Annotated in this window: 28 protein-coding genes; 5 read left to right on the top strand and 23 right to left on the bottom strand. The window is 63.5% G+C overall.

Annotated elements, in window-relative coordinates; translation table 11 throughout:
* Positions 1-8: 8 nt before the first annotated feature.
* The 7 genes from AC0L16_RS06040 to AC0L16_RS06010 form a co-directional block, all read right to left on the bottom strand.
* Positions 9-203: a hypothetical protein gene (locus AC0L16_RS06040; protein WP_473619603.1), complete on the bottom strand. Its 195-nt coding sequence runs from the start codon at positions 201-203 to the stop codon at positions 9-11.
* Positions 200-1,081 (bottom strand): cytochrome-c oxidase, cbb3-type subunit III, encoded by an 882-nt coding sequence (gene ccoP, locus AC0L16_RS06035; protein WP_473619601.1) that lies wholly within the window; start codon positions 1,079-1,081, stop codon positions 200-202. Before ccoP ends, AC0L16_RS06040 begins: the two co-directional genes overlap by 4 nt.
* Entirely contained in the window at positions 1,072-1,242 is a 171-nt protein-coding gene (locus AC0L16_RS06030) for a cbb3-type cytochrome c oxidase subunit 3 (RefSeq protein WP_473619748.1), read from the bottom strand. Before AC0L16_RS06030 ends, ccoP begins: the two co-directional genes overlap by 10 nt.
* Before the next feature lie 14 nt (positions 1,243-1,256).
* Entirely contained in the window at positions 1,257-2,009 is a 753-nt protein-coding gene (gene ccoO / locus AC0L16_RS06025; RefSeq protein WP_473619600.1) for a cytochrome-c oxidase, cbb3-type subunit II, read from the bottom strand.
* 3 nt (positions 2,010-2,012) lie between these two features.
* Positions 2,013-3,575: a cytochrome-c oxidase, cbb3-type subunit I gene (gene ccoN / locus AC0L16_RS06020; protein WP_473619747.1), complete on the bottom strand. Its 1,563-nt coding sequence runs from the start codon at positions 3,573-3,575 to the stop codon at positions 2,013-2,015.
* A gap of 104 nt (positions 3,576-3,679) precedes the next feature.
* Positions 3,680-4,135, bottom strand: a complete 456-nt coding sequence (locus AC0L16_RS06015) for an Rrf2 family transcriptional regulator (protein WP_473619599.1) — start codon at positions 4,133-4,135, stop codon at positions 3,680-3,682.
* A 246-nt stretch (positions 4,136-4,381) separates the two neighbouring features.
* Positions 4,382-4,711 (bottom strand): group III truncated hemoglobin, encoded by a 330-nt coding sequence (locus tag AC0L16_RS06010; protein ID WP_473619597.1) that lies wholly within the window; start codon positions 4,709-4,711, stop codon positions 4,382-4,384.
* Between the two features lie 164 nt (positions 4,712-4,875).
* Here AC0L16_RS06010 and AC0L16_RS06005 point away from each other — a divergent pair, with 164 nt between their 5' ends.
* Entirely contained in the window at positions 4,876-5,139 is a 264-nt protein-coding gene (locus AC0L16_RS06005; RefSeq protein WP_473619596.1) for a DUF1858 domain-containing protein, read from the top strand.
* Between the two features lie 254 nt (positions 5,140-5,393).
* Here AC0L16_RS06005 and AC0L16_RS06000 read toward each other — a convergent pair whose 3' ends face one another.
* Entirely contained in the window at positions 5,394-6,101 is a 708-nt protein-coding gene (locus AC0L16_RS06000; protein ID WP_473619595.1) for a Crp/Fnr family transcriptional regulator, read from the bottom strand.
* Positions 6,102-6,256: 155 nt separating this feature from the next.
* Between AC0L16_RS06000 and AC0L16_RS05995 the strand changes: the two genes are divergently transcribed.
* On the top strand, positions 6,257-6,700 hold the full coding sequence (locus AC0L16_RS05995; protein WP_473619593.1) for a pseudoazurin: 444 nt from the start codon (positions 6,257-6,259) through the stop codon (positions 6,698-6,700).
* Between the two features lie 479 nt (positions 6,701-7,179).
* Here the strand turns inward: AC0L16_RS05995 and AC0L16_RS05990 are convergent, their stop codons facing one another.
* Positions 7,180-7,629 (bottom strand): pyridoxamine 5'-phosphate oxidase family protein, encoded by a 450-nt coding sequence (locus AC0L16_RS05990; protein ID WP_473619745.1) that lies wholly within the window; start codon positions 7,627-7,629, stop codon positions 7,180-7,182.
* Between the two features lie 258 nt (positions 7,630-7,887).
* On the opposite strand from AC0L16_RS05990, the gene AC0L16_RS05985 reads away from it, so the two are divergent.
* The gene (locus tag AC0L16_RS05985; protein WP_473619592.1) at positions 7,888-8,514 is read left to right on the top strand and encodes a class I SAM-dependent methyltransferase; all 627 of its coding nucleotides are present in this window, start codon (positions 7,888-7,890) and stop codon (positions 8,512-8,514) included.
* 224 nt (positions 8,515-8,738) lie between these two features.
* Here the strand turns inward: AC0L16_RS05985 and AC0L16_RS05980 are convergent, their stop codons facing one another.
* The 10 genes from AC0L16_RS05980 to nirK form a co-directional block, all read right to left on the bottom strand.
* Positions 8,739-9,464, bottom strand: coding sequence for a NapC/NirT family cytochrome c (locus tag AC0L16_RS05980; protein ID WP_473619591.1), 726 nt, complete (start codon positions 9,462-9,464; stop codon positions 8,739-8,741).
* 1 nt (position 9,465) lies between these two features.
* A complete protein-coding gene (locus tag AC0L16_RS05975; RefSeq protein WP_473619589.1) occupies positions 9,466-9,963 on the bottom strand; it encodes a nitrate reductase cytochrome c-type subunit in 498 nt (165 codons plus the stop codon).
* Positions 9,936-12,437 carry a periplasmic nitrate reductase subunit alpha gene (napA, locus tag AC0L16_RS05970; RefSeq protein WP_473619588.1) on the bottom strand — a complete coding sequence of 834 codons (2,502 nt, stop codon included), beginning with the start codon at positions 12,435-12,437 and terminating at the stop codon, positions 9,936-9,938. Before napA ends, AC0L16_RS05975 begins: the two co-directional genes overlap by 28 nt.
* Positions 12,434-12,739 (bottom strand): chaperone NapD, encoded by a 306-nt coding sequence (locus tag AC0L16_RS05965; RefSeq protein ID WP_473619587.1) that lies wholly within the window; start codon positions 12,737-12,739, stop codon positions 12,434-12,436. Before AC0L16_RS05965 ends, napA begins: the two co-directional genes overlap by 4 nt.
* Positions 12,740-12,743: 4 nt before the next feature.
* Positions 12,744-12,941: a periplasmic nitrate reductase, NapE protein gene (gene napE, locus AC0L16_RS05960; protein WP_023798480.1), complete on the bottom strand. Its 198-nt coding sequence runs from the start codon at positions 12,939-12,941 to the stop codon at positions 12,744-12,746.
* A 151-nt stretch (positions 12,942-13,092) separates the two neighbouring features.
* Positions 13,093-14,334, bottom strand: coding sequence for an NnrS family protein (locus AC0L16_RS05955; RefSeq protein ID WP_473619585.1), 1,242 nt, complete (start codon positions 14,332-14,334; stop codon positions 13,093-13,095).
* A complete protein-coding gene (locus tag AC0L16_RS05950) occupies positions 14,334-14,684 on the bottom strand; it encodes a hypothetical protein (RefSeq protein WP_473619584.1) in 351 nt (116 codons plus the stop codon). The genes AC0L16_RS05955 and AC0L16_RS05950 overlap by 1 nt, the downstream gene beginning before the upstream one ends.
* A 136-nt stretch (positions 14,685-14,820) precedes the next feature.
* Positions 14,821-15,165 (bottom strand): hypothetical protein, encoded by a 345-nt coding sequence (locus AC0L16_RS05945; protein WP_473619583.1) that lies wholly within the window; start codon positions 15,163-15,165, stop codon positions 14,821-14,823.
* A 47-nt stretch (positions 15,166-15,212) separates the two neighbouring features.
* On the bottom strand, positions 15,213-16,100 hold the full coding sequence (locus AC0L16_RS05940) for an SUMF1/EgtB/PvdO family nonheme iron enzyme (RefSeq protein WP_473619581.1): 888 nt from the start codon (positions 16,098-16,100) through the stop codon (positions 15,213-15,215).
* Between the two features lie 63 nt (positions 16,101-16,163).
* Positions 16,164-17,267, bottom strand: a complete 1,104-nt coding sequence (gene nirK / locus AC0L16_RS05935; protein WP_473619580.1) for a copper-containing nitrite reductase — start codon at positions 17,265-17,267, stop codon at positions 16,164-16,166.
* 266 nt (positions 17,268-17,533) lie between these two features.
* Here nirK and AC0L16_RS05930 point away from each other — a divergent pair, with 266 nt between their 5' ends.
* Both AC0L16_RS05930 and AC0L16_RS05925 read left to right on the top strand, forming a co-directional pair.
* Positions 17,534-17,812 carry a DUF1775 domain-containing protein gene (locus AC0L16_RS05930; protein WP_473619579.1) on the top strand — a complete coding sequence of 93 codons (279 nt, stop codon included), beginning with the start codon at positions 17,534-17,536 and terminating at the stop codon, positions 17,810-17,812.
* A gap of 34 nt (positions 17,813-17,846) precedes the next feature.
* On the top strand, positions 17,847-18,059 hold the full coding sequence (locus tag AC0L16_RS05925; RefSeq protein WP_473619577.1) for a DUF1775 domain-containing protein: 213 nt from the start codon (positions 17,847-17,849) through the stop codon (positions 18,057-18,059).
* 51 nt (positions 18,060-18,110) lie between these two features.
* Here the strand turns inward: AC0L16_RS05925 and AC0L16_RS05920 are convergent, their stop codons facing one another.
* The 4 genes from AC0L16_RS05920 to AC0L16_RS05905 all read right to left on the bottom strand — a co-directional run bounded on the left by AC0L16_RS05920 (position 18,111) and on the right by AC0L16_RS05905 (position 21,299).
* The gene (locus AC0L16_RS05920; RefSeq protein WP_473619576.1) at positions 18,111-19,895 is read right to left on the bottom strand and encodes a heavy metal translocating P-type ATPase; all 1,785 of its coding nucleotides are present in this window, start codon (positions 19,893-19,895) and stop codon (positions 18,111-18,113) included.
* A gap of 78 nt (positions 19,896-19,973) precedes the next feature.
* Positions 19,974-20,150, bottom strand: a complete 177-nt coding sequence (locus tag AC0L16_RS05915) for a universal stress protein (RefSeq protein ID WP_473619574.1) — start codon at positions 20,148-20,150, stop codon at positions 19,974-19,976.
* 17 nt (positions 20,151-20,167) lie between these two features.
* Positions 20,168-20,731 (bottom strand): hypothetical protein, encoded by a 564-nt coding sequence (locus AC0L16_RS05910; RefSeq protein ID WP_473619573.1) that lies wholly within the window; start codon positions 20,729-20,731, stop codon positions 20,168-20,170.
* Positions 20,732-20,849: 118 nt separating this feature from the next.
* Positions 20,850-21,299 carry a universal stress protein gene (locus tag AC0L16_RS05905; protein WP_473619572.1) on the bottom strand — a complete coding sequence of 150 codons (450 nt, stop codon included), beginning with the start codon at positions 21,297-21,299 and terminating at the stop codon, positions 20,850-20,852.
* Between the last annotated feature and the right edge of the window lie 93 nt (positions 21,300-21,392).

The raw sequence follows: 21,392 nt of genomic DNA, 5'->3' as shown, positions 1-21,392 counted from the left end.
TTTCTCCTTCAGCAGGCTGACTTGGCGGCCCGATAACCGCCGCCGTCGCCGGTATCCTTCACGTGCGCCACGCAGTCCGGCTGCGATTGGAACGCCACGTAGACAAAATGCGCGTTGGCGCCCGCGAAGAGCAGTAGCCCCGCCGGGACCAGCAACCAGAGGATCCATCCGCGGGGAAGGCGAGTGCTTCTGCGGGTGGTCATGGCTGGCGCGTCCCCAGATCATGGACAAAAAGAGCAAGTGTCCGAATTTCCGCGGTGGTCAGCCGCTCGTCCCAGGTCGGCATGTGGCCCTGCCGTCCTCCGTGGACGGAGGCGATGATGGTGTCCATGCTTCCGCCGTAGATCCAGTACGCGTCGGTCAGGTTCGGCGCTCCGACCTCGCGATTGCCTTGCGCGTTCTCGCCATGACAGGCCGCGCATGTCGTCACGAAGACTTCCTTGCCGGCGTTGATGCGGCCGAGGTTCTGCGGTGTCGAGGTGTCGGGATTTGTCAGCGAGTAGACATAGGCGGCAACGTCGCGCACCTGGTTCCGGTCGAGCATTTCGTCGCGGCCGAAAGCAGGCATCTGCCCGATACGGCTTTCGGGATGGACGGTGTTGATGCCGACGCGCATCGTCTGCTCGATCAACTGGGGACCGCCGCCCCACAGCCAGTCGTCGTCCGTGAGGTCGGGATAATTCGCGCGGCCCTTGCCGTCGCGTCCGTGGCAGGCGGCGCAGTTGTCGCCGAACAGCTGCTGCCCGGTATGACGGACGGTCTGCATCAGAGCTTCGTCCGCCATGATGGCGTCGTAAGGTTCGGATTCGAGCCGGGCCGTCCAGGCGGCGCGCTCGCGCTGGCCTTCCATCACCCGTGCTTCAACCGTCGTCCGCTGATCAACGCCCAGAAGCCCTTTCGTGTAGGTCGTCCCCAACGGCCATGCCGGCACAAGGAACCACCATGCGAGCGCCCAGATATGCGTGACGATCAGGAACATCAGGACCCCGCGCGGGACCGGCGTGTCCAATTCCTTGATGCCGTTCCACTCGTGGCCAGTCGTTTCGCGGCCAGTAGCGGGATCGCGTTCGCTTACTGCCATGGCTTGTCGTCCCGATCGAGGATGCTGGTCTTGGCCCTGTCGAAACGTTTTCGGTTGGACGGCCAGAAGGCGTAGACGACGACACAGAGGAAGAAGCCCATCAGGTAGAAAAGGCCCCAGCTCTTGGAGAAGGCAACGAGCGTGTCGTGGTCGAAATCCATCATCGGTCTTCCCGTCAGCTTTCCGGGTCCGGCTTCTTTTCCGGCGCCGCCGTATCCTCGTACGCGGCTCCTGTCAGCCTGCCCAGCACCTGCAGGTAAGCCACTAACGCGTCCATCTCGGTGACGTGTGTGGTGACGCCATCGAATGCGCTCACCTGGGTCTTGTCACCATACCGCTCAGTCACCCCGCTCGCGAAATCGGTGTCCGGCGTCGCCTGCCCGTAGGCGTCGCGGGCAGCGTTTTCCATCATCGCCTCGGTATAGGGCACGCCGAGCGCGCGCTGGGCAGCCAGATGCAGCGGCAGGTCGTCCGTCTTGAGAGTGGTACGGGCAAGCCAGGCGTAGGCAGGCATGTTCGATTCCGGCACGACGTCGCGTGGATTCGTCAGATGTGCGACATGCCAGAAATCCGAATATTTGCCGCCGACGCGCGCAAGGTCGGGTCCGGTCCGCTTGGACCCCCAGAGCATCGGCCGATCGTACCGGGATTCCACGGCGAGCGAATAGGGGCCGTAGCGCTCGACCTCGTCGCGCAAAGTCCGAATCATCTGACTGTGACAGGCGTAGCAGCCTTCGCGGACGTAGATGTTCCGTCCGGCCAGTTCGAGAGGCGTGTAGACGCGCATGTCGGGCGCCTGTTCGACGGTTTCGTCGATGGTGAACAGGGGAGCAATCTCGACGATGCCGCCAACGCTGGCCGCAGCTATTATTCCAAGTACGAAGAGGATCGCGGACCGCTCGAGCTTGCGGTGGAAGAGTTCAGGCATCCCTCATTCTCCCGGTACCGCGGCGGGGATGACGGGTGCGTCGGTCTCACGGGCTGCCGCGAGCGGCACCATACGGACCGTCATCCAGATGTTGTAGCAGCCGACCAGTGCGCCCAGCAGGAACAAAAGTCCGCCGAAGGCGCGGGCGATATAGTATGGATACATCGCCACCAGTGAATCGACGAACGAATAGGCGAGAGCGCCTTCCTCGGTATAGGTTCGCCACATCAGCCCCTGGATGATGCCGGAGTTCCACATCGCGAAGACGTAGATCAGCGTTCCGGCAATCGCGAGCCAGAAATGGACCTCGACGAGCGCTGCCGAATACATCCGCTCGCGTTTCCAGAGCGCCGGGACGAGCGTGTAGACGGAGCCGAAGGTGATGAGCGCGACCCACCCCAAGGCTCCGGCATGGACGTGGCCGACTGTCCAATCAGTGTAGTGCGAGAGAGAGTTCACCGGTCTGATCGCCATGAACGAACCCTCGAAGGTGGAGAGCCCATAGAAGACTGCCGCGGCCATCATGAATCGCAGGGTCGCATCGTCTCGGACCCGGTGCCAGGCGCCGTTGAGAGTCAGCAGCGCGTTACCCGCGGATGCCCACGAAGGCACGAGAAGCATCACGGAAAAGGTCATGCCGAGCGTTTGCACCCAGTGGGGGAGCGCAGTGTAGTGCAGGTGGTGGGAACCCGCCCACATGTAGAAGAAGGTGATGCCCCAGAAGCTCAGGATCGAGAGACGGTAGGAGAAGATCGGTCGCTGCGCCCGGACCGGCAGGTAGTAGTAGAGCATGCCGAGAAAACCTGCGGTGAGGAAGAACGCAACCGCGTTGTGGCCATACCACCACTGCACCATCGCGTCCTGCACGCCCGGCCAGATCGTGTAGCTCTTGGCGTGCCCCCAGGACACTGGCAGAGCGAGGTTGTTGACGATGTGCAGGATGGCCACGACCAGGATAAAGGCCATGAAGTACCAGTTGGCGACGTAGATGTGCGGCTCTTTGCGACGCGCGATCGTGGCGATGTAAAGAATGAAGTAGGTCACCCAGACGATCACCAGCCACAAGTCGGCGTACCACTCGGCTTCCGCGTACTCCTTCGACTGGGTGGTACCGAGCAGATATCCGGAAATGGCCAGAACACAGAACAGGTTGAAGCCGAGAAGCACGAACCAAGGACTTATCTGGCCGGCCAACCGCGCCCGAGACGTGCGCTGCACGACGTGGAAAGAGGTCGCAATCAGCGCGTTGCCGCCGAACCCGAAGATGACGCCGGACGTATGCGTTGGCCGCAGCCGCCCGAAGCTGGACCAGGCCGCGTCGAAGGCGAGGTCTGGCCAGGCGAGCTGCGCGGCCACCCACACGCCCATGAACATGCCGAAGACGGCCCAGGCCATCGACAGCACGATCCCGACCTTGATGGGATCGTCGTAGTACGAGACTGCTCGGTCTTCGGTCGGTTCGGGGCCGTAGAGCGACGACATGATGCGGTAGATAACGACGCCCGCGAAAAGCATGACGATGACGCCGTGCACACCGAGAGTGTCCGAGCGTCCGAGGGCCGCCATGGCGAGTCCCGCGAGCGCCACCGCCACCGCGATGATCAAGGCGTACTGCCGTTCAGAGGATTTGAGGTTCGATATCATGCATTCCCTCCAGGTACGGCATTCGCTCAGGCAACTTCCCCAGAAACTCTATGCATTTCAAGCAACTTAGCCAGTTCGGATCTGTTTGCGGCTATGTCAGCCAGAGTATAGCCATCGAAGACAGCGAGAAACGCCTCCAGCGCCTTGACGACGACGCCCTCGAGCCGGCAGGCAGGAGATATGACGCAAAGGCCGCCATCCCTGCGCATACACTCCATCAGAGAGAAGTCGTCTTCCATGTGTCGCACGACCTCACCCAAGTTGATGTCCTCCGGCCGCCGGGCGAGCGCTATGCCGCCGGTGCGCCCCCGAGCCGTGGTCAGGTAACCCAGTCGCCCGAGCCTGAAAGCCACTTTCAGGAGGTGATTGCGTGATATCCCGTATGCCGCGGCCACGTCGGTCACTCGGCACGGTCTTTCCCGGTGGACCGCCAGGTAGATCAGCATCCTGAGCGCATAGTCCGTCTGAAAGGTGAGACGCATCAAGCGGATTCCTGGTTTTCATCGGAGAACGAACCCATCCTACACGAAAATGCGACGTCAGCGCGAGCATGCCCGCCCAAAACGCCGCTACGAAAGTTGTCTCGGCGGGAAAAGTCTGCCCTTCCGCGTTTGTCATCCCGCCGCCCCCGCGGTCGGGCGCTCAACCCGGAAAAACATGGCGAGTTTCAGGCTCCGCGTGATCCTTTCGGCGCGGTCGACGAACACTTCGGCTACCTCAGGCGGGCATCACTCTTCGACGGTTTTGCGGAAAAGACCGAGCCATACGTCGAAATCCTCCTCGCGCACCTGCTTCAGCTTAAGGTGCGCAGGCACGGGGCGGCCGCTGTAGGCGCCATTCTTCAGAATGACCGAGCACCAGAAGTCGGTCATCTTCTCCAGATGCGGTTCCCAGTCGCCGTGGATTTCCGCAGCGAAGATGGGTCCGAGGCGAGCATCCGACCTGACGCAGACATAGAAATCGCGGACAAGCGCGCCGATGAACCCGCGGTCGACCAACGGGTGGGACAGCGGCATTTCCGCCTGCGGCCGGGCGTGATCGTAAACAGTAGAAATCATCGCAGCACACAAAGTGGTATCGCGTCTGCTACTTTTAGGTGCCTGACTTCCGCACGGCAAGCGCGGAGTTCGTCCCAGCCCGCTCGTTCCGCCATTTGTTTGCGCCTGCGCAAAGTTCCGGGCGAGGCGGACGGTTTAGATGGCCTTCTTTGGAGACGACTATCGTGAACCAACCTGAAACCATCGATCCCGATATGACGGTCGACGAGATCATGCGGCGATGGCCGGCAACCATAAGGGTCATGATCCGCAACAGAATGCTCTGCATCGGCTGTCCGATCGGAATCTTCCATACGGTCGCCGACGCATGCCACGCCCATCGGGTCGACCTGGAATCCTTCTCCCAGGAACTTCTCAAGGCGATAAGCAGCGATCCGTTTGCGAACGCGCCGTCGGCCTTCCTCGGTGACGGCGTCGCGGCGCTTTGAACCGCATGCGGCACGCTCCACCCGGAGAGGCAGTTGGCAAAATAGCGGATCTGTCACCGAGATCATTGGAATTCCAAATTATGGCTGATGTCGATTACCGCTCGCTGCTGAATGCGTCTTGATCCAGATCAAAGTTTGCAGGACGCGACCGGAGTTGGCCAACATTAACCTGGCCCTTTTTCGAAGAAGCCGGCTTTCGCCGCGACTCGACGGAGGGAACGCGCCCGTTTCCTGCCTGCGACGTGACGGCGGCGCTATGCAGCCGGCCCCTTGCGCCTGTTCTCAGACACCAGCATGAGCGCATGCGGGTCAGTCACGGTGACCTTCTGGCGCCCGCTCCGTACAATACCCTGGGCTTCCCAGGCGCTGAGCAGCCTGCTGACTGTATGGAGCGTCGTTCCGGTTATCTCCGCGATGTCCTGACGAGTGATTGGAAAGTCGATCTCGATCCCTTCTGGCGTCTTTCGTCCGGACTGGCTGACGATACGCAGCAACGCGTGGGCGATGCGCTGCTCGACCTGCTGGGTCGACATCTCCATGACCTGCGCCTGGGTTTCCTGGAGGCGGGAACCGATCGTGCGGTAGGCACTGGCCCCGAACGCTGGGAAACGCGATTGCAGTTCTGCCCACGCGGAATTGGGCCAGGCGAGGATGACGCAATCAACCGCCGCGACCGCGGACGCCGGATAGGTCGTCCTGCCCATGGCGATGGCGATGCCGAAGAGTTCACCCTCGGTGATGTATCGCGCGATCACCTGATGCCCTTCGGGCGAGGTGCGGACGACGCGGATATGACCCGACAGGAGCAGGAAGAAGGACGTGGCCTCCTCCCCTTGTCCGAAAACCTCCGAATCCTTGGGAAAGCGGGAGGACCGCGCCCGCGAGAGAATAGCATCGAGGTCTTTGCCGTCGAGGTCGGCAAACGCGGGCAATCCCGAAATCAGGGACCTGTCGAGAGGCATTGTCTTCGCTTCCAGTCTGGGGCGCTGCTCCTGTGGGGCGCTGCTCCTGTTCGATTTCTAGCGGGTATTTGCGCCAGCGCAAACTGCCTGTTGGCGTCACGCACTATAGAGCCATCAACGGCATTGGAGCCGCATACCAGGAAAGGACCAAGAAAATGAACAAGCTCATCGCAGGGCTGGCGCTAGGCGCGGCCATCGCGATCGTAGGCGCGGCTGGCGCGGCCGAAATTGAGGTCACGATGCTGAACAAGGGCGAGAAGGGTGCGATGGTGTTCCAACCCGACTTCGTCAGCGCCGCCCCCGGCGACACCATTCGCTTCGTGCCGACCGACAAGGGCCACAACGTGGAAACGATCAAAGGCATGCTCCCGGAAGGCGCCGAAGCCTTCAAGAGCAAATTCAACGAGGTCTTCACGGTAACGCTCGATAAGGAAGGCGTCTACGGCGTCAAGTGTGCGCCGCACTATGGAATGGGCATGGTCGCCCTGATCGAGGTGGGCCAGCCGGTCAACCTCGACGCAGCGAAGGCCGTCAAGCAAACGGGCAAGGCCAAAGCCGTGTTCGCCGAACTCTTCGGCCAAGCCGTGGCGGCCAAGTAGCGCGGGGCCGACAGACGCGAAATGGCGCGGACGGCGGGGGCCGCGTCAAGGAGGCGGAAGTGACGGACCGAGCGGACAGGCAGGCTTGGCGCCAAGGCGCGCCGAACCACGATCCCGCGATCTGGGAGGAAACGTCGCGGCGATATGACCGCTGCCACCCGGGCCACAGCTTCGCCGACCTCGTCCGCCGGTCTTCCTTTTCCAAGGAGGACCGGCGGCTCTTGGAGAACCGGCTGGGAGCCGGAGACCGCGCCAAGCCCCGTTCCTGATCCCCAGGCCTCGTTCTTGATTCCTTGCAAAGGCCTGCCTAATCTTCCGCGAAGCTTCGTGGCAGCTGCCACGCGGGATGACGCTGCTTGTCGCGATCATGACGGTGCGTCTGGCGCCAACCCCACTGCGCGGCCGTCAGGAAAGCGTTCGCCCTGCTGGTCGAGTAGCTCCTGTGACGCTCGAAGTCGACGCGCATCCGCCGCTCTGCCTCATTTCTCATGGGCCTCGCGCCCGGACATCCGCTCGACATGGATTCGAAAGAAGACGTGCGAAGGATGGTCGACGTGCGGTGCAATGACGGGCTTCAACGCGCCGGGTTCCCACCAGTTGGCGTGCTGGCTGAGCAGAGACCAGGCTCGGTCGCGCTCTCGTTTGATGCCAATGCTGTCGGGCAACTCCTCGAAGCGGCCTTCGGCGACGACGCTCTTCCAAGAACGGGCCTCACCTTTTTCTTCGACCAGAAGCGCCACTTGAGGGTTGCCCCGCATGATGTCCAGCTTTCGGCCCGGCATAGTGAAGGAATAGGTGCATCTATCGTCGTAGGCGTAGTAGATTGGCACAAGGTAGGGCTGGTTACCGGACGAGCAGGCGAGCCGCGCGAGCCGGTTCTCAGAAATCAGGGCGGTGCATTGGGCGAGGGATAGTTGTCGAATAATCATGGTGGAACTCCTCATCGAAGTCTCACAATGGGCGCGTCGCACACAATCGTCGTTGTCTCAGATCAATGTCCCTCGGTGACAACTTCCGACCAAACGTCGCTTCGAAGTGGCTGCCCGGTAGTGTCTCAGATCGCATTTCTGTTATGGCTGGGAAGCAAATCGCCCGTGATGTCACCAACTGCCGAAAGTATAAGGGGCGCAACGGGCTGATGGGCCTCTCGCTCATCGGGCCTCTTGTCTTGAAGGAGGAGCGCCAGGATGAGCACCGACCGGGATACCGTGCGGTCCTATGATGCGGTCGCGGCGGAGTACGCTGCCGAGGCCGCGGCGATGCCCGAATGGGTCGCGACCGAGATCGATGCGTTCGTGACCGGGCTGGGTGGCTCTGGCAGGGTGCTGGAGATCGGAAGCGGTGGCGGGCGAGATGCACTTGAGCTTGAGAAGCGGGGGATCAGCGTCCGGCGCACCGACATTTCGAAGGGTTTCGTCGAACTGCTTCGCGAGAGTGGCTTCGAGGCCGACCTGTTGGACCCGCTGACCGAAGACCTGGCCGACCCGCAGCGTCCCGGCACACCGTACGACGGGATCTGGGCCTGTGCCTGCCTGATTCACGTCGCGCGCGAGGATTTCGGCACGGTGCTTGGACGGCTTGCCGAGGCGACCCGGCCCGGTGGCCGACTGCACGCCTCGGTTAGAGAGGGCGATGGCGAGGATGTGTCCACACACGGCAGCGCTGCAGCGCCTCGGCGCTACGTCGAGACGTATTGGCGCGAGTCTGCCCTGCGGTCCGCACTCACGGACGCCGGCTGGATCGTCAGCGAGGTACGTCGGTGCATCGGAAAGCCCGAAGATCGGTGGCTGAGCGTCCGGGCGAGTCGAGCGTGACGCATACAGAGTTCTAGCCCGGATGGAGGCGGTGTACCACGTCCGGATGTGGCACCAAGCGGGGCAGATCGAACTTCCGGTTCGGTCGAGAGCCGAACTTCCAACTGAGACACTGCCGACTGCCCAGGTCGGATGGACAAGCCTTCGCCCAGCGGCAACCGGCTCTCAGGTTGCCTCCATTTTGCCGATTGATTTGAGCGGCCTGGCCCGCCGCCGGCGCCCGATCATCTGGAAGGCGCGCCGTCGTCCAAGCTCCACATCATTCCATGCGGGGACCGCGCAGTCCTTTCCAGGCGATCGAATACAGAAGCCGCCGGCAGTTCCTCTCCCTCGAGTTCGGGGGCGACTTTCCAGCCTGGATCGACGCCTTCCATGTTCGGCAGCTCGTGGGCAATGCCTTTGTGGCAGTCGATGCAGGTGGCCTCGCCAGACAGGAGGTAGCGTGTGTGGATCGTTGCCGCGCGTTCGGTTTGCTTGGATAAGTCCATCGCCACCGAGGAATGACAGTTGCGGCATTCGAGACTGTCGTTCGCTTTCAGTCGGGCCCATTCGTGCTCAGCCAGTTCACGCCTGTATTCGAGGAACTTCCTGCGGGTGTTGATGGTGCCGAAGATCTTGGCCCAGACCTCTTTGGAAGCCTGCATTTTCCTGGCGATCTTGTCGGTCCATTCGTGCGGGACGTGACAGTCCGGGCACGAGGCCCTCACTCCTGAACGGTTCGAGAAGTGGACGGTGCGCGTGAGCTCCTCGTAAACGTTCGTCTCCATCTCATGGCAGGAGATGCAAAACTGCTCGGTGTTGGTCAGTTCCAGGGCGGTGTTGAATGCACCCCAGAACATCACGCCGCCGACAAAGCCGCCGAGCGTCAGGAAGCCCAGGCTGAGCGTCGCGGCGGGCGTCGCCAATATGCGCCAGGCCCATAAGGCGGCGGCCTTGAGCCGTGACCACATGCTACTGATCTCCCGCGTGGCCGACGCCCAGCTTGCTCATGTCGGTGAACGTGTTGCCGACGAGCGGCGCGGTGTCGGCCTGCGGCACATGGCAGGCTGTACAGAAGTACCGCCGCGGGGAGACGTCGGCGAGCATCTGGCCCTCGCGGGTGGTATAGTGCGTGACGCTGATCATCGGTGCGCCCGACCCTTGGGTGAACTCGCGCTTGTGGCACGACAGGCAGCGGTTCGTGTTGACGGAAAGTTGATAGCCTTCGATCGAGTGCGGGATGACGGGCGGTTGGTCGGGATAGGCGCGCATCTTTCTGATATCGTCGACTGTCCACTTAGGCGTCGGATCAGCCGGAAGTTCGTCCATGGGCTGCGCTGCCCCGGTGAGCGGCGGGACGATCTCGGCCGACATCTGCGCCAACGCGGCCGTGCCAATGGCGAACAGCCCTCCGGCGACAAGTGCGACGCGCGCGCGGCGCGTCAGACGGGCATGACCTTGACCGCGCATTTCTTGAAATCCGTCTGCTTGGAGATGGGATCGGTGGCGTCGAGCGTAACCTTGTTGATGAGCTTGCTGGCGTCGAACCAGGGCACGAACACCACGCCGCGCGGCATGCGGTTACGGCCCCGGGTTTCGACCCTGAGCCTGATCTCGCCACGCCGCGAAACGACCCGGACCTCGGCTCCCTGGTTGATGCCGCGTCGTCGCGCGTCGTCAGCGTTCATGAAGCAGACCGCGCCAGGGAACGCCTTGTAGAGCTCCGGCACCCGCATCGTCATCGATCCGGAGTGCCAATGCTCCAGCACGCGTCCGGTTACCAGCCAGACGTCGTATTCCTCGTCAGGGGATTCTGCCGGAGGCTCGTAAGGCACGGCGAGGATCACTGCCTTGCCGTCTGGCCTGCCATAGAATTTTACGCCTTCGCCCGGCTTCACATAGGGATCGAGGCCTTCGCGATAGCGCCACTTAGTCTCCTTGCCGTCGACGACTGGCCAGCGCAGGCCACGCACCTCGTGGTAGACGTCATAGGGCGCGAGATCATGGCCATGACCGCGGCCGAATTCGGCATACTCCTCGAACAAGCCCTTCTGCAGGTAGAAGCCGAATTCGCGCGATTCTCTGTTTTCATACTCGGCGTCGAGTTCTCCTAATGGGAAGCGGTCGACCGTGCCATTCCTGAACAGCACGTCGAAAAGAGTCTTGCCCTTGTAGTCAGGATTGGCATTCAGGAGGTCGGCCGGCCAGACGTCTTCGGTGGTGAAACGTTTCGAGAATTCGACCAACTGCCAAAGATCGGAGCGCGCCTCGCCGGGCGCATCCACCAATTGGTGCCAGACATGAGTGCGGCGCTCGGCATTGCCGTATGCTCCTTCCTTTTCCACCCACATCGCCGCCGGCAGGATCACGTCCGCCGAGAGCGCGGTAACGGTCGGATAGGCATCGGACACGACAATGAAGTTGTCAGGGTTGCGGTAGCCCGGATAAGTCTCGTTCGAGTTGTTCGGTGCGGCCTGAACGTTGTTGTTGACCTGGACCCAGTAGAAGTTGAGCTTGCCGTCCTTCAGCATGCGGTCTTGCTGGACCGCATGGAAGCCGGGCTTCTCCGGCAGCAGGCCGTGCGGCAGACGCCATATCTCCTCGGCGTGCTTTCGGTGCTCGGGGTTGGTCACAACCATGTCGGCGGGGAGGCGGTGGGCGAAGGTGCCGACCTCGCGCGCGGTGCCGCAGGCCGACGGTTGGCCGGTGAGTGAAAACGGGCTGTTGCCAGGCTCCGAGATTTTGCCGGTCAACAGGTGGATGTTGTAGACCATCTGGTTGGCCCACACGCCGCGGACGTGCTGGTTGAAGCCCATGGTCCACAGCGACATCACCTTCACGTCGGGGTTGGCATAGAGCTCCGCCAGTTCCTCGAGGAATTCGGGCTCGACACCAGACAGTTCCGAGACCATCTCGAGCGTGTAGTCCGAGACCATTGTCTTGAATGCGTCGAAGTCGATTGGCTCCGTTTTTCCGGGATCCGCCGCACCCTTGGCAGCCATCTCTACCGGATTGTCGGGCCGCAGCCCGTAGCCGATGTCGGTGGCCCCGCTCATGAACACGGTGTGGTCGCGCACGAACGTTTCGTTGACCCGCCCGGACTGGATGATGTGGTTGGCGATGTAATTCAGGATCGCCAGATCCGTGCCCGGCTTGAACACAATCGGGATGTCGGCAAGGTCCATCGACCGATGCGTGAAGGTCGACAGCACCGCGCAGCGCACATGGGGATGGCCGAGCCGGCGGTCCGCCACCCGTGTCCACAGGATTGGGTGCATCTCGGCCATGTTCGAGCCCCACAGCACGAAGGCGTCGGCGTGCTCGAAATCGTCGTAGCAGCCCATCGGCTCGTCCATGCCGAATGTGCGCATGAAGGCGACGGCGGCCGAGGCCATGCAATGTCGGGCGTTGGGATCGAGATTGTTCGAACGGAAGCCGGCGCGCATCAGCTTGGTTGCGGCGTAACCCTCGAAGATGGTCCATTGGCCGGAGCCGAACATGCCGACCGCTTCGGGACCTTTCTCCCGGAGTACGGCCTTGCACTTCTGCGCCATGAGGTCGAGGGCCTCGTCCCAGGAGACGGGCTCGAACTCGCCGTCCTTGTCGTAGACGCCGCCGCGCTTGCGCATCAGCGGCGTTGTCAGGCGATCCTCGCCATACATGATCTTGGAGAGAAAATAGCCCTTGACGCAGTTCAGGCCGCGGTTGACCTCGGCCTGCATGTCACCATGTGTCGCGACAACACGTCCGTCTTTCACGCCGACCATGACGCCGCACCCGGTGCCGCAGAAGCGGCAGGGAGCCTTGGACCACTTGATCTCCAGTGCTTCGACGCCACCGGGAACGGGCTGCGCCGCGGCCGGCAGAACGATCCCGGCCGACGCTGCCGCGAGCGACGCCGCGTGCGCCTTCAGCAGATCACGACGGTTGATGGATGACGTCATTTGCCTTCGTCCTCCCGTCCCTCGATATGCTCGAAGACCATGTTGGCGGCGATCACGCCGTCCATCATCGAGATAGTGGTCAAGGTCTCGCCGAGCATGCCGCTGCTTGGACCCTCGATCGTGACGACGATCCGGCTGCCTTCGCCGGCGTGAATCTCCACGCCAGGCATTTCCGCAAGTCGCCTGCTCACTTCTTCCCGTCGCGCGGGTAGCGCGACGACGACGGCGCTCGAAATATGATGCCGAGGCTGAAATCCACCCTTGAGAAGGGATCTGCGGGTGATAGCAGGATTTTCGCGCATTGCTTCACCCTCCCGGAGGGCCGGGCGGCCCGAACACGATCTGATACATCCAGACAAGGAAGCCGTAGCCGCCGACGACGCCGACGGCGACGATGGGCCAGATGCCGAAAGCGAGTGCGAGGAACGCCAGCAGCTCTCGTCGCCTCGTCTTCGAACGCGAAGGTCCGGGGTCGGAAAGGGCCTGGGGGCTGTCCTGGGTCATGACCACTCCATGTGCCTTGGACTTGGCCAGATACTGTGAAGCGTCAGACCGCTGAACAGGCTATCTCCTTAAGTGGCTTTTTCAATACCTTTTTTCTGACGCTCAAACGTTCTCGAACAATGCCAGCCGAAGGCTCGGAATATTCGCCATCTCAAGCGCTGGCCCTGCGCCCCCACAGGATAGGCGCATAGCGAATGGCGAACAGCAGGAAGGCGGCACTCCACAGCGCACCGCCGCAGATGAGTAAATGCGCGTACCAGTCTCCCGCCATCGGCGCCGCGACCCGCAGGACAGCTCCCGTTGTAACCGCTATGTAGGCTGCGAGCACGGTCCGGTCCGCGACGATCTCCCGTCCAGTGTGGCCGAGGCTGGCGCGGGTCATGACGGCGAGCGTCATCGTGCCGATCGCGCCGGCTGTCAGCGCGTGCCGGGCGGCGCTTTCTGGTACCCCTGAAAACAACACGGAGCCACCGAGCAGCAATAGTGCGAAGCCGAGCCAGGCATAGCCGATATGGAGGATCAGCACGATTGGCTCGCGCGTGGTGTGCTGGCCTTGCCAGCGCGCCAGACGCGCGGCCAGAAGCACACCGGAGAGACCGAGCATGCCTCCTGCGGCAGGGGAATCCGGAACGGCCACCCAGGCAGCCGCGCCAACGGCAGTCGTCGCCAGCGCCGCCTTGTCAAGGACGCCGAAGCTTGCTGGAAGGCGCGTCCCGCCATTCTTGACAAGCCAGTTCCGGGTGAAACTTGGGACGATGCGGCCACCGATAAGGGCAAGCAGCATAGCGATCGCACCCAGTGCCAGCCGCACGCCGAGGTCATGCGAAACGAACCCGAGATTGGCTGCGTGGTCCAGTGCGTTGGCCAGCCCGAACAGTGTGATCATGACAGCCACGGGCGCGTTCTTCCAGTTGCGCCCTGCCACCACCTCGCGCCAGACCGCGAAGCCAAGCATGACCGGGAGCGAAATATCAACGACGAAGGCCGCGACGGGGCCGGGGGCGGCGGCACAAGCCATGCGCCCGGCCAGCCACAGTGTCACCAGGCCCGCGAGGGGCCAGCCGCTCAGCGGCAATCGGCCCGTCCAGTTCGGGATTGCGGTGAGCACGAAGCCGGCCAGGACGGCCTGCAGGTAGCCGAACAGCATTTCGTGGGCGTGCCAGTGCAGGCCGGGGAAGGGGCCGGGCAAAGCATGTCCGGAGAAATAGATCCAAAGCCAGGCCGGGATCGCCGCACCGGCGTGGAGCGCGGCGAGGAAGAAGAACGGCCTGAATCCATACTGGAGGATCGGCGGCATGGAGGACACCCGTCCCCGGCCGTCACGGGAAACGTCGCCGGACTTGCGCAGCGAGCGCAGCACGGACCTGTCGGTTGGCGTGGCAACGGCGGACATCAGCTGTTTCCTCCGCCTGCCGCCTGTCTTGCGGCCTTCACCCCGAACGCCGCGAATTCAGAGACGTCTTGAAACAGATCCGCGATCTCGTGGAACGCGGAGCGATCAGGCTCGTCGGGCATGAGTTCGTCCAGTTCCCCGAGAAGCGCGAGGACGAGCACGATGGCGTCCCGCATCCTTCTGGCGTCCGCGAGCCCGCCAGCGCGCCGGACCAGATCGTCTTCCGAGCCGACAGGATCCAGCATGCTGTTCGCGGCCTCGGCGCATTGGCGGTCGAGCGCTGCGCCGGCTACTCCCTGACGAACGCGTTCGACCAGCGACGGCCGCGTCAGGGATTCGATCGGGAGCATCGGTCGTAGCGCAGTATCGGTTACCATCGGTGTAGTCTCCTTAAAGCCCCGATCAGTCTGCGAGCAGTGTTAGGCAGCCCTGATGATCAGTGATTGGCCGCTCAAAATGTCGGGCAGATGGGGCGACGGCGTTTCTTCACTCTTCAATCGCCTTCCTGGCCGCACTCTCTCCAAGCGCCGCGATCTCGGAGATCTCGCGGAATATCTCTGCGATGTCGTTCGCGACGGCCGGCTTGGGCTCGCGAGGCGCCAACTCGAATACTTCATCGAGAAGCGCCAATGCGACGTCGATCGCGTCGCGCATCCGCTTCGCGTCAGCGAAGTTTTTGGCGGGACCCTGCGCATGATCCACAACCGTCCCCGTTCGATCGGGCTCGGCGTCGGTGACTTCAACGGCAACACCGTCACGCCCCACCTCGGCGAGGCGGCGCAGCAACTCAGCGGCAAAGGAACTTTCGCCCCTGTTGGCAAGTTCCAGCAATCGCGACGAGGCTGCCGCAAGCATTCTCGATGCGTCCGATTTCTGTGTCACGATTCGGAACTTTCGCTGGAGAAGAGCGTGCTGATCCAGCATGCAGGCCCGCAAAAGGGCTCATCGCGAACAAGCCGAAATCCCAGATTCTCCGGCGGCGTGCCGACGGCGCATCCGCCACTCCTGCCGTCGCGGACGAAATTGGACATGTAGGCCCGATGCCGTCCTTCGAGCACGTGCACGCCGCAGTTCTCGACGATGGTCTCGGGCTGGCCGCTCCTGGCATCGAGCGTGACGCGGCTGTAGCAGCTCGAAGTCCATTCCCAGACGTTGCCGCCGAAATCCTCGACGCCGAGAGTGTTGACGCCGTAGTGGCCGCCGGGCTTCGGCTCCGGATCCGCGGGGCGCCTGGCCGCGGCTTCCTCCTTGTATCGCCGTATCCAGCGCACCGCGGGATTTTGGCGATCGTCCGCCGTTGCGGAGAAGGATTCGCCACCAAAACGTTCGCCGGCCGCCGCGGCTGCCTCGAGCGCGGTCGGGAGCCGCCAGGATTCGCCAGTGGCCTCAGAATACCAGCGAGCATATGCGTCGGCGTCCGTCCAGTTGACCCCGGTGACCGGAACGTCTGCCTGAGAAGCGCGCGCGTCGGCCGCCATGCAGGCGCCTGCGGCAACGCAGAGATCGTACTCGGCGAGGCTGACCTGCCGCGTCATAATCCGGAAGCCGGCGACCATCATAGGCTTGGCGGGAGCCGCTGCAGGAACACCGCCTGACAGGAATTCGCCCGGTGCCGGAAAGTCCACGATCCTTTCCCCGATCTCGACGGTTGCCGCGACCGGAACTGACCGTTGGTGTTCCAGCGGCGCATGCAATCCGACGGCGAGCGCCGGCACGGCAAGCGCGGCGACGGCGCCGAAAGCTGCTTCCAGCATGGTGACGGGCATCGAAATTCTCCATGGGAAACGCGGCCCGGATCCCCTCTTGGTCCGGGCCGCCAGCCTGATCGGTCAGTGGGTCGGGATCGGTCCGGGAGCCTCGACCTGCTTCATCAGATCGTCGCTCCATTCGCCCTCGACCACGAAGTGGGCCGTCGCACCGAGCTCGACCGCTTCGATCAGGTTGTGGTTGACGTAGGCGTAGACGCCCGGCTGGAGGAAGGTGTAGAGCGCGGCACCGGCCGATCCGCCGCGGATGAACCAGGTCTCCAGGTCCTTGGCGGGCGGGTTGGCGAACTTGCCCTCTTCCCAGACGTAGTCGCCGTGGCCGCCGATCAGGTGGGGCCTTGTGTCCCGGTTGGCCTGCGAGTGGACGATCAGCACCGTCTCGCCAACCTTCGCCTTCATCGCGTTGTCGCCCGTCAGGGCGCCCTTGGTGCCGTTGAAGACGACATGGGACGGGACGAGACGTTTCATCACCTCCAGCGTGTCGGCGTAGCTGTCGCCGTGGCTCTCGTAGGTCTTGAAGTTGCCGTCCTCGTCGCGCGGCACGTAGAAGTCGTTCTCGCCGATGTAGAAGACCTTGTCGTAGGTGAGCAGCTCGCCCTTCTCGTTCTTCAGGCCGTCGCGGGGCAGGACCATGATCGTCCCGCTCATGCCGGACACGACGTGCCACGGGATCATCGCTCCCTCGGGCGCGCAGTGGTAGACGAAGGTTCCGCTGCGGGTTGCCTTGAAACGCAGCTTCACCTGTTCCCCGGGATTGATGAGCGTCAGGGCTCCGCCGCCGAGCGCGCCGGTGGCGGCGTGGAAGTCGATGTTGTGGGGCATCGAGTTGCTGCCGGGGTTGACCAGGTTCAACTCGACGTAATCGCCTTCATGGACGACCATCATCGGGCCGGGGATCGAGCCGTTGAAGGTCATGCCCTGCAGCACGGTGCCTTCGTCATCGATAGTGACGGGCTTTTCCTCGATGGTCATCGTGAACTCGACTACCTTCGGACCGCTCTTCGCCACCTGTTCGTGCGGGTGCACGAAGGGCGGTGCGACGAGCGTGACCTGCTCGCGCGGCAGCGCGGCGATCTCGGTCTCGTTCGCGAAAGCGGTTATCGAAGGCATCGCGGCCAGCATGGCGGCGGCCGCTGCTCCCATCAGTGCCTGGCGACGCGTGAGCATTTCGGTTCTCCTTGTGATCCATCGTTGTCGATGAGCGACTTCTACGCCCGCCATGGCAGAGGAGTTTGTCCTGGAACAAACTCCCGATGGATTTTCCGGGGGAGCGACCTGTAGGAGTATCTGCGGAGTTTGTTGCAGCGCAAATAGCTGACGGCCAACGCGGCTATGCAGTGGCTCCATAAGCGGGCGGAACAACCCGTCGCGCAACTCGAGCGTCATTCGACCTGGAGAGGTCATTCGACCTGGAGAAAAAAGGAGACAGTCAGATGTACAGGCCTCTTATAATTGCGGCGGTTACTGCGATCGTGGCCGGACCGGCCCATGCGCATGTTTCGTTCGAAAACGCCCAGGCTGCCGTCGGCACGACCTACAAGGCGGTTCTAAGGATTCCGCACGGTTGCGACGGCATGGCCACGGACGAGGTCCGGGTCCGGATCCCGGAAGGCGTGATCGCGGTCAAGCCGATGCCCAAGGCCGGATGGACGATCGAAAAGACGGTGACGGGGTACAAGGCAGAGCACGATCTGCAGGGCAAGAAAGGCTGAAGGCGTTACCGAGCTATCTTGGAGCGGCGGAAGCGTGGCGGACGACGAGTGCGATGAGTTCGTTTTCAGGGCGACTCTCGACGCAAGCCTCCCGGCGGGCGTAACGATCTATCTTCCGGTGATCCAGGTCTGCGGCACGGACAGGGCAGAATGGACCCAGGCTCCGGCCGAGGGCCAGACAGCTCATGACTTGGAGCGACCGGCGCCCGGTCTGGAACTGCTTCACGGCGAACACGCGGGACACTGAAACGCCTGAACGCGGGAAATCTGGGGCCGAGTGGCTCAGGAGTCCGGAACATCACCGGAGGGCACGCAGGGCGTTGAGGATCACCGCTACGTCTATGCCCTCCTGCACGAGTGCGCCAGCCACAGGCGGGAGATAGCCGAGCGCAGCCACAGCCATCCCGACGACGGAGAGGCCGAGGCCGGCGACCACGCTTTGCATTGCGATTTGGCGGGTCCGATGCGCGACCTCTACCGCGGACGCCAGGCTGTCGATGCGGTCGACGAGAATGACGACTCCGGCGCTTTCCGACGAGGCGGCGGAGCCGCGCGCGCCCAACGCCACGCCCACGTCGGCGCTCGCCAGCGCGGGAGCGTCATTCACGCCGTCTCCAGCCATGAGCACGGGAGCGCGCATGCGTTCCCTGGTCACGACTTCGACCTTCTGCGCCGGATCCAGTTCGCCATCCGCCTTGGCTATCCCGAGCCGGGCAGCCACGGCGTCGACCACATCCTGGCGATCGCCGGAGGCGATCACGACGCGGTCGATCCCAGCCTTCTCCAGCGCCCGGAGCATGGCGGGCGCCTCCGGCCTGATCGCGTCTGCCATGGCGATGATCCCGGCCAGGACGCCGTCTACGCCGACGGCCACCACGGCGCTTCCCCAGGGAAGACCTTCCCGCAACCCATAGGGATCGCCCTGCGTGATCGCGTCCCTGACGAAGCGGCTGCCGCCGATAACCAGCCTGCGTCTTTCGACAATCCCTTTGATTCCGGTTCCGGCGACCTCGCTGACGTCCGTCGGCGCAGAGAGCGGGAGCCCCTTCCGGCGTGCGTCCGCCACCAGCGCCGCTGCCGTGACGTGGCCGGACGCCTGGTCGAGCGAGGCTGCGAGCCGCAGGACCTCGTCAGGTAACCAGGTCCCGACGGTGCGTACGTCGACCACCTCGGCTTGGCCGAACGTCAGGGTTCCGGTTTTGTCGAGGATGACCGTCTTGACCTTCGCAAGGGTCTCGAGAGCCCCGCCGTCCTTGACGAGGACGCCGAGCTTCGCGGCGCGCGACATGCCGGAGATGATGGCGACGGGCAGGGCGAGGATGAGCGGGCACGGCGTTGCGACCACCAACACAGCCAGCACTCTGACAGGGTCGCCGGAGATGGCCCAGGCAGTTCCTGCCGCCAAGACCGTCAGCAGCAGGAACCAGACCGCGTAGCGATCCGCCGCACGCACGCTGGGAGGCTTGCCTTCCTGTGCCTTGGTTACAAGCCGGACGATGTTGGCGTAGGTGCTTTCGGCCGCGGGTCTGTCCGCAAGGAGATCGAAGGCATCGCCAGCATTGGTTGCTCCGCTCAGGACTTCGTCACCCAGCAACTTCGTGCGTGGCAGGCTCTCTCCGGTCAAGGCGGACTCGTCCAGGACGGCAGAAGGTGACGCAAGGCTGCCGTCGACGGGGATCACTTCGCCGCGGCGAACGAGGAGCCGGTCGCCTGGAACGATAGCCTGGATGAGGACTTCGTCGAGCCCGTCATTGCCGTACCGCATGGCGCTGTGGGCCACGCGACCGAGTAGGGCGGTCATCTCCCTGCGTGCGCGGCCGGCCGCATAGCCTTCGAGAAACTGGCCCCCCGCGTACATCAGCGCGACGACGTTGCCCGCTAGCATCTCGCCGAACGCGAGCGCGGCCGACATCGATAGCGCGGCGACCAGGTCAAGCCCGACTTCGCCCCGCGACAGACTGCGGACGATCTCGACGGCGAGGGCCGCCAGCACCAACGCGGTCGCGACGGCCCACGGCCAGGGATGCCAGCCTGCGCCGGACGCCCATCCAGTAATGCCGACCATGAGTCCGCTGAGCGCCACGCCGAGGAGCACTCCTCTCAACGAGAGAATCGGCCACCGCGCATCAGGCAAGGTAAGCATCCATCATCAGCAGGGCGGTCAATGCGAAAGCAGCACTGGCATCCTCAGGTCCGCTAAGACGCCTTCGGTCGCGCCGCCGAGAACGAAATCCCTGAGCCGTGAGTGACCGTAGCCCCCCATCACCAGCAGATCCGAACCTAGGCCGGCAGCGTGGCGCTGCAGGGTTTCTGCAATCGGGCAGTCCTCCGCGCGCACTGTCGAGAAGGTGGCTTTCAGCCGGCTTCGCGCAGACTTCCCGCGAGCCGCTCCCCCGCATCTGCCTCGTCGATTGACTTTTCGTCTGTGACGGTGACAACCTTGATCTCCACGGCGCGCTCCAGAACAAACCTGGCGTCTGACACGGCGCGGGCTGCGACGCGCGTGCCATCCCATGCGATCGACACCCGGCTAAAACTGGCGGGCGGCGCCTGATCGGGCAGAAGGATCGTCGGGCGGCCGGAGCTGAAGACAACGGCCTCCGCCAAAGCGCGGATACCGGGGTTGTCGGAGTTCCACCCGACAAGCGCCATGTCGAAATAGCGGGCATGGCGAGCGGCCGCCTCGCCAAGCAGCGCGACCTGCGTCCTCTCCACGGAAGTCGTCAGATTCAGGCTTCTGGCTTCCGCCTCAACCCTGGCCGCGGCCAGCAGTTCCGCGCCGTTGCTCGCGCTGAGTTTCTCGGCGTTGCGGATCATTTCCGGCAGATTCATGAGCATGCGGGAGAACGCGTTCGAAACCTCTGGAATGTCAGCTTCTAGCGCCAGCGCGTGGAGGTCCGCGCCAAGCAGATCCGTCACCGCCGCAGCGTTGGCTACGACTGCCGTCGTGTGGGGTTCCGGATAGGTGAGTAGGGGCACAAGAGCGCGAAGCTTCATTCGATGTAGTCCTCCAGGACAGGAATTTCCTCCATCCCGCTCAGCGTACGAGGAGCACTGGAACGGGGCTATGGGCTAGCACTTCCGAGGTCTGGCTGCCCAGCAGCAGGCGCCCGAGGCCGCGCCGGCCGTGCGAGGCCATGACGATCAGGCTGCATTCTTGGGCCTTCGCCGCCTCGACGATGGCTTCCGCTGGCCTCGCGTCGGGCACGTGCAGCACGTCCGCGCTGACGCCGATCCTGGCGGCCGATTCCCGCACCGTCGCCAGGAGTTTCTCCGCAGCCTTCTTCTGCCCCTCTTCATACCCCGAGATATCCCCGGGAAGCGGGACCCAGCCGCCGCCGGCCGCGCTCGCATGGAAGGGGAGAGGCTCGGTGACTGTGATGACGGTCACCTTCGCGTCGAGGCTCTTGGCAAGCGAAAGCCCATGGTCGACGCCCCTCTGCGCGACATCGGAGCCGTCCGTCGAAATCAGGATGTGCTTGTACATTGCCTTCTTGTCCTCTGTTGCCTGTTCCGCCCAAGGAACGCTCGCGCTTGGCGCGTCCAGTCCACAGACACGCCGGGACGAGGCCTTGGCTTG

Source organism: Mesorhizobium sp. WSM4848 (genome assembly GCF_055811375.1).
The sequence above is the reverse complement of the archived record's forward strand: the minus strand, read 5'-3'. Positions and strand labels throughout refer to the sequence as shown.

Excerpts from the sequence above, each read along its gene's own strand:
- AC0L16_RS06040 (WP_473619603.1), bottom strand. The coding sequence starts at position 203 with ATGACCACCCGCAGAAGCACTCGCCTTCCCCGCGGATGGATCCTCTGG.
- ccoP (WP_473619601.1), bottom strand. The coding sequence starts at position 1,081 with ATGGCAGTAAGCGAACGCGATCCCGCTACTGGCCGCGAAACGACTGGC.
- AC0L16_RS06030 (WP_473619748.1), bottom strand. The coding sequence starts at position 1,242 with ATGGATTTCGACCACGACACGCTCGTTGCCTTCTCCAAGAGCTGGGGC.
- ccoO (WP_473619600.1), bottom strand. The coding sequence starts at position 2,009 with ATGCCTGAACTCTTCCACCGCAAGCTCGAGCGGTCCGCGATCCTCTTC.
- ccoN (WP_473619747.1), bottom strand. The coding sequence starts at position 3,575 with ATGGCGGCCCTCGGACGCTCGGACACTCTCGGTGTGCACGGCGTCATC.
- AC0L16_RS06015 (WP_473619599.1), bottom strand. The coding sequence starts at position 4,135 with ATGCGTCTCACCTTTCAGACGGACTATGCGCTCAGGATGCTGATCTAC.
- AC0L16_RS06010 (WP_473619597.1), bottom strand. The coding sequence starts at position 4,711 with ATGATTTCTACTGTTTACGATCACGCCCGGCCGCAGGCGGAAATGCCG.
- AC0L16_RS06000 (WP_473619595.1), bottom strand. The coding sequence starts at position 6,101 with ATGCCTCTCGACAGGTCCCTGATTTCGGGATTGCCCGCGTTTGCCGAC.
- AC0L16_RS05995 (WP_473619593.1), top strand. The coding sequence starts at position 6,257 with ATGAACAAGCTCATCGCAGGGCTGGCGCTAGGCGCGGCCATCGCGATC.
- AC0L16_RS05990 (WP_473619745.1), bottom strand. The coding sequence starts at position 7,629 with ATGATTATTCGACAACTATCCCTCGCCCAATGCACCGCCCTGATTTCT.
- AC0L16_RS05985 (WP_473619592.1), top strand. The coding sequence starts at position 7,888 with ATGAGCACCGACCGGGATACCGTGCGGTCCTATGATGCGGTCGCGGCG.
- AC0L16_RS05980 (WP_473619591.1), bottom strand. The coding sequence starts at position 9,464 with ATGTGGTCACGGCTCAAGGCCGCCGCCTTATGGGCCTGGCGCATATTG.
- AC0L16_RS05975 (WP_473619589.1), bottom strand. The coding sequence starts at position 9,963 with ATGCGCGGTCAAGGTCATGCCCGTCTGACGCGCCGCGCGCGCGTCGCA.
- napA (WP_473619588.1), bottom strand. The coding sequence starts at position 12,437 with ATGACGTCATCCATCAACCGTCGTGATCTGCTGAAGGCGCACGCGGCG.
- AC0L16_RS05965 (WP_473619587.1), bottom strand. The coding sequence starts at position 12,739 with ATGCGCGAAAATCCTGCTATCACCCGCAGATCCCTTCTCAAGGGTGGA.
- napE (WP_023798480.1), bottom strand. The coding sequence starts at position 12,941 with ATGACCCAGGACAGCCCCCAGGCCCTTTCCGACCCCGGACCTTCGCGT.
- AC0L16_RS05955 (WP_473619585.1), bottom strand. The coding sequence starts at position 14,334 with ATGTCCGCCGTTGCCACGCCAACCGACAGGTCCGTGCTGCGCTCGCTG.
- AC0L16_RS05950 (WP_473619584.1), bottom strand. The coding sequence starts at position 14,684 with ATGCTCCCGATCGAATCCCTGACGCGGCCGTCGCTGGTCGAACGCGTT.
- AC0L16_RS05940 (WP_473619581.1), bottom strand. The coding sequence starts at position 16,100 with ATGCCCGTCACCATGCTGGAAGCAGCTTTCGGCGCCGTCGCCGCGCTT.
- nirK (WP_473619580.1), bottom strand. The coding sequence starts at position 17,267 with ATGCTCACGCGTCGCCAGGCACTGATGGGAGCAGCGGCCGCCGCCATG.
- AC0L16_RS05930 (WP_473619579.1), top strand. The coding sequence starts at position 17,534 with ATGTACAGGCCTCTTATAATTGCGGCGGTTACTGCGATCGTGGCCGGA.
- AC0L16_RS05905 (WP_473619572.1), bottom strand. The coding sequence starts at position 21,299 with ATGTACAAGCACATCCTGATTTCGACGGACGGCTCCGATGTCGCGCAG.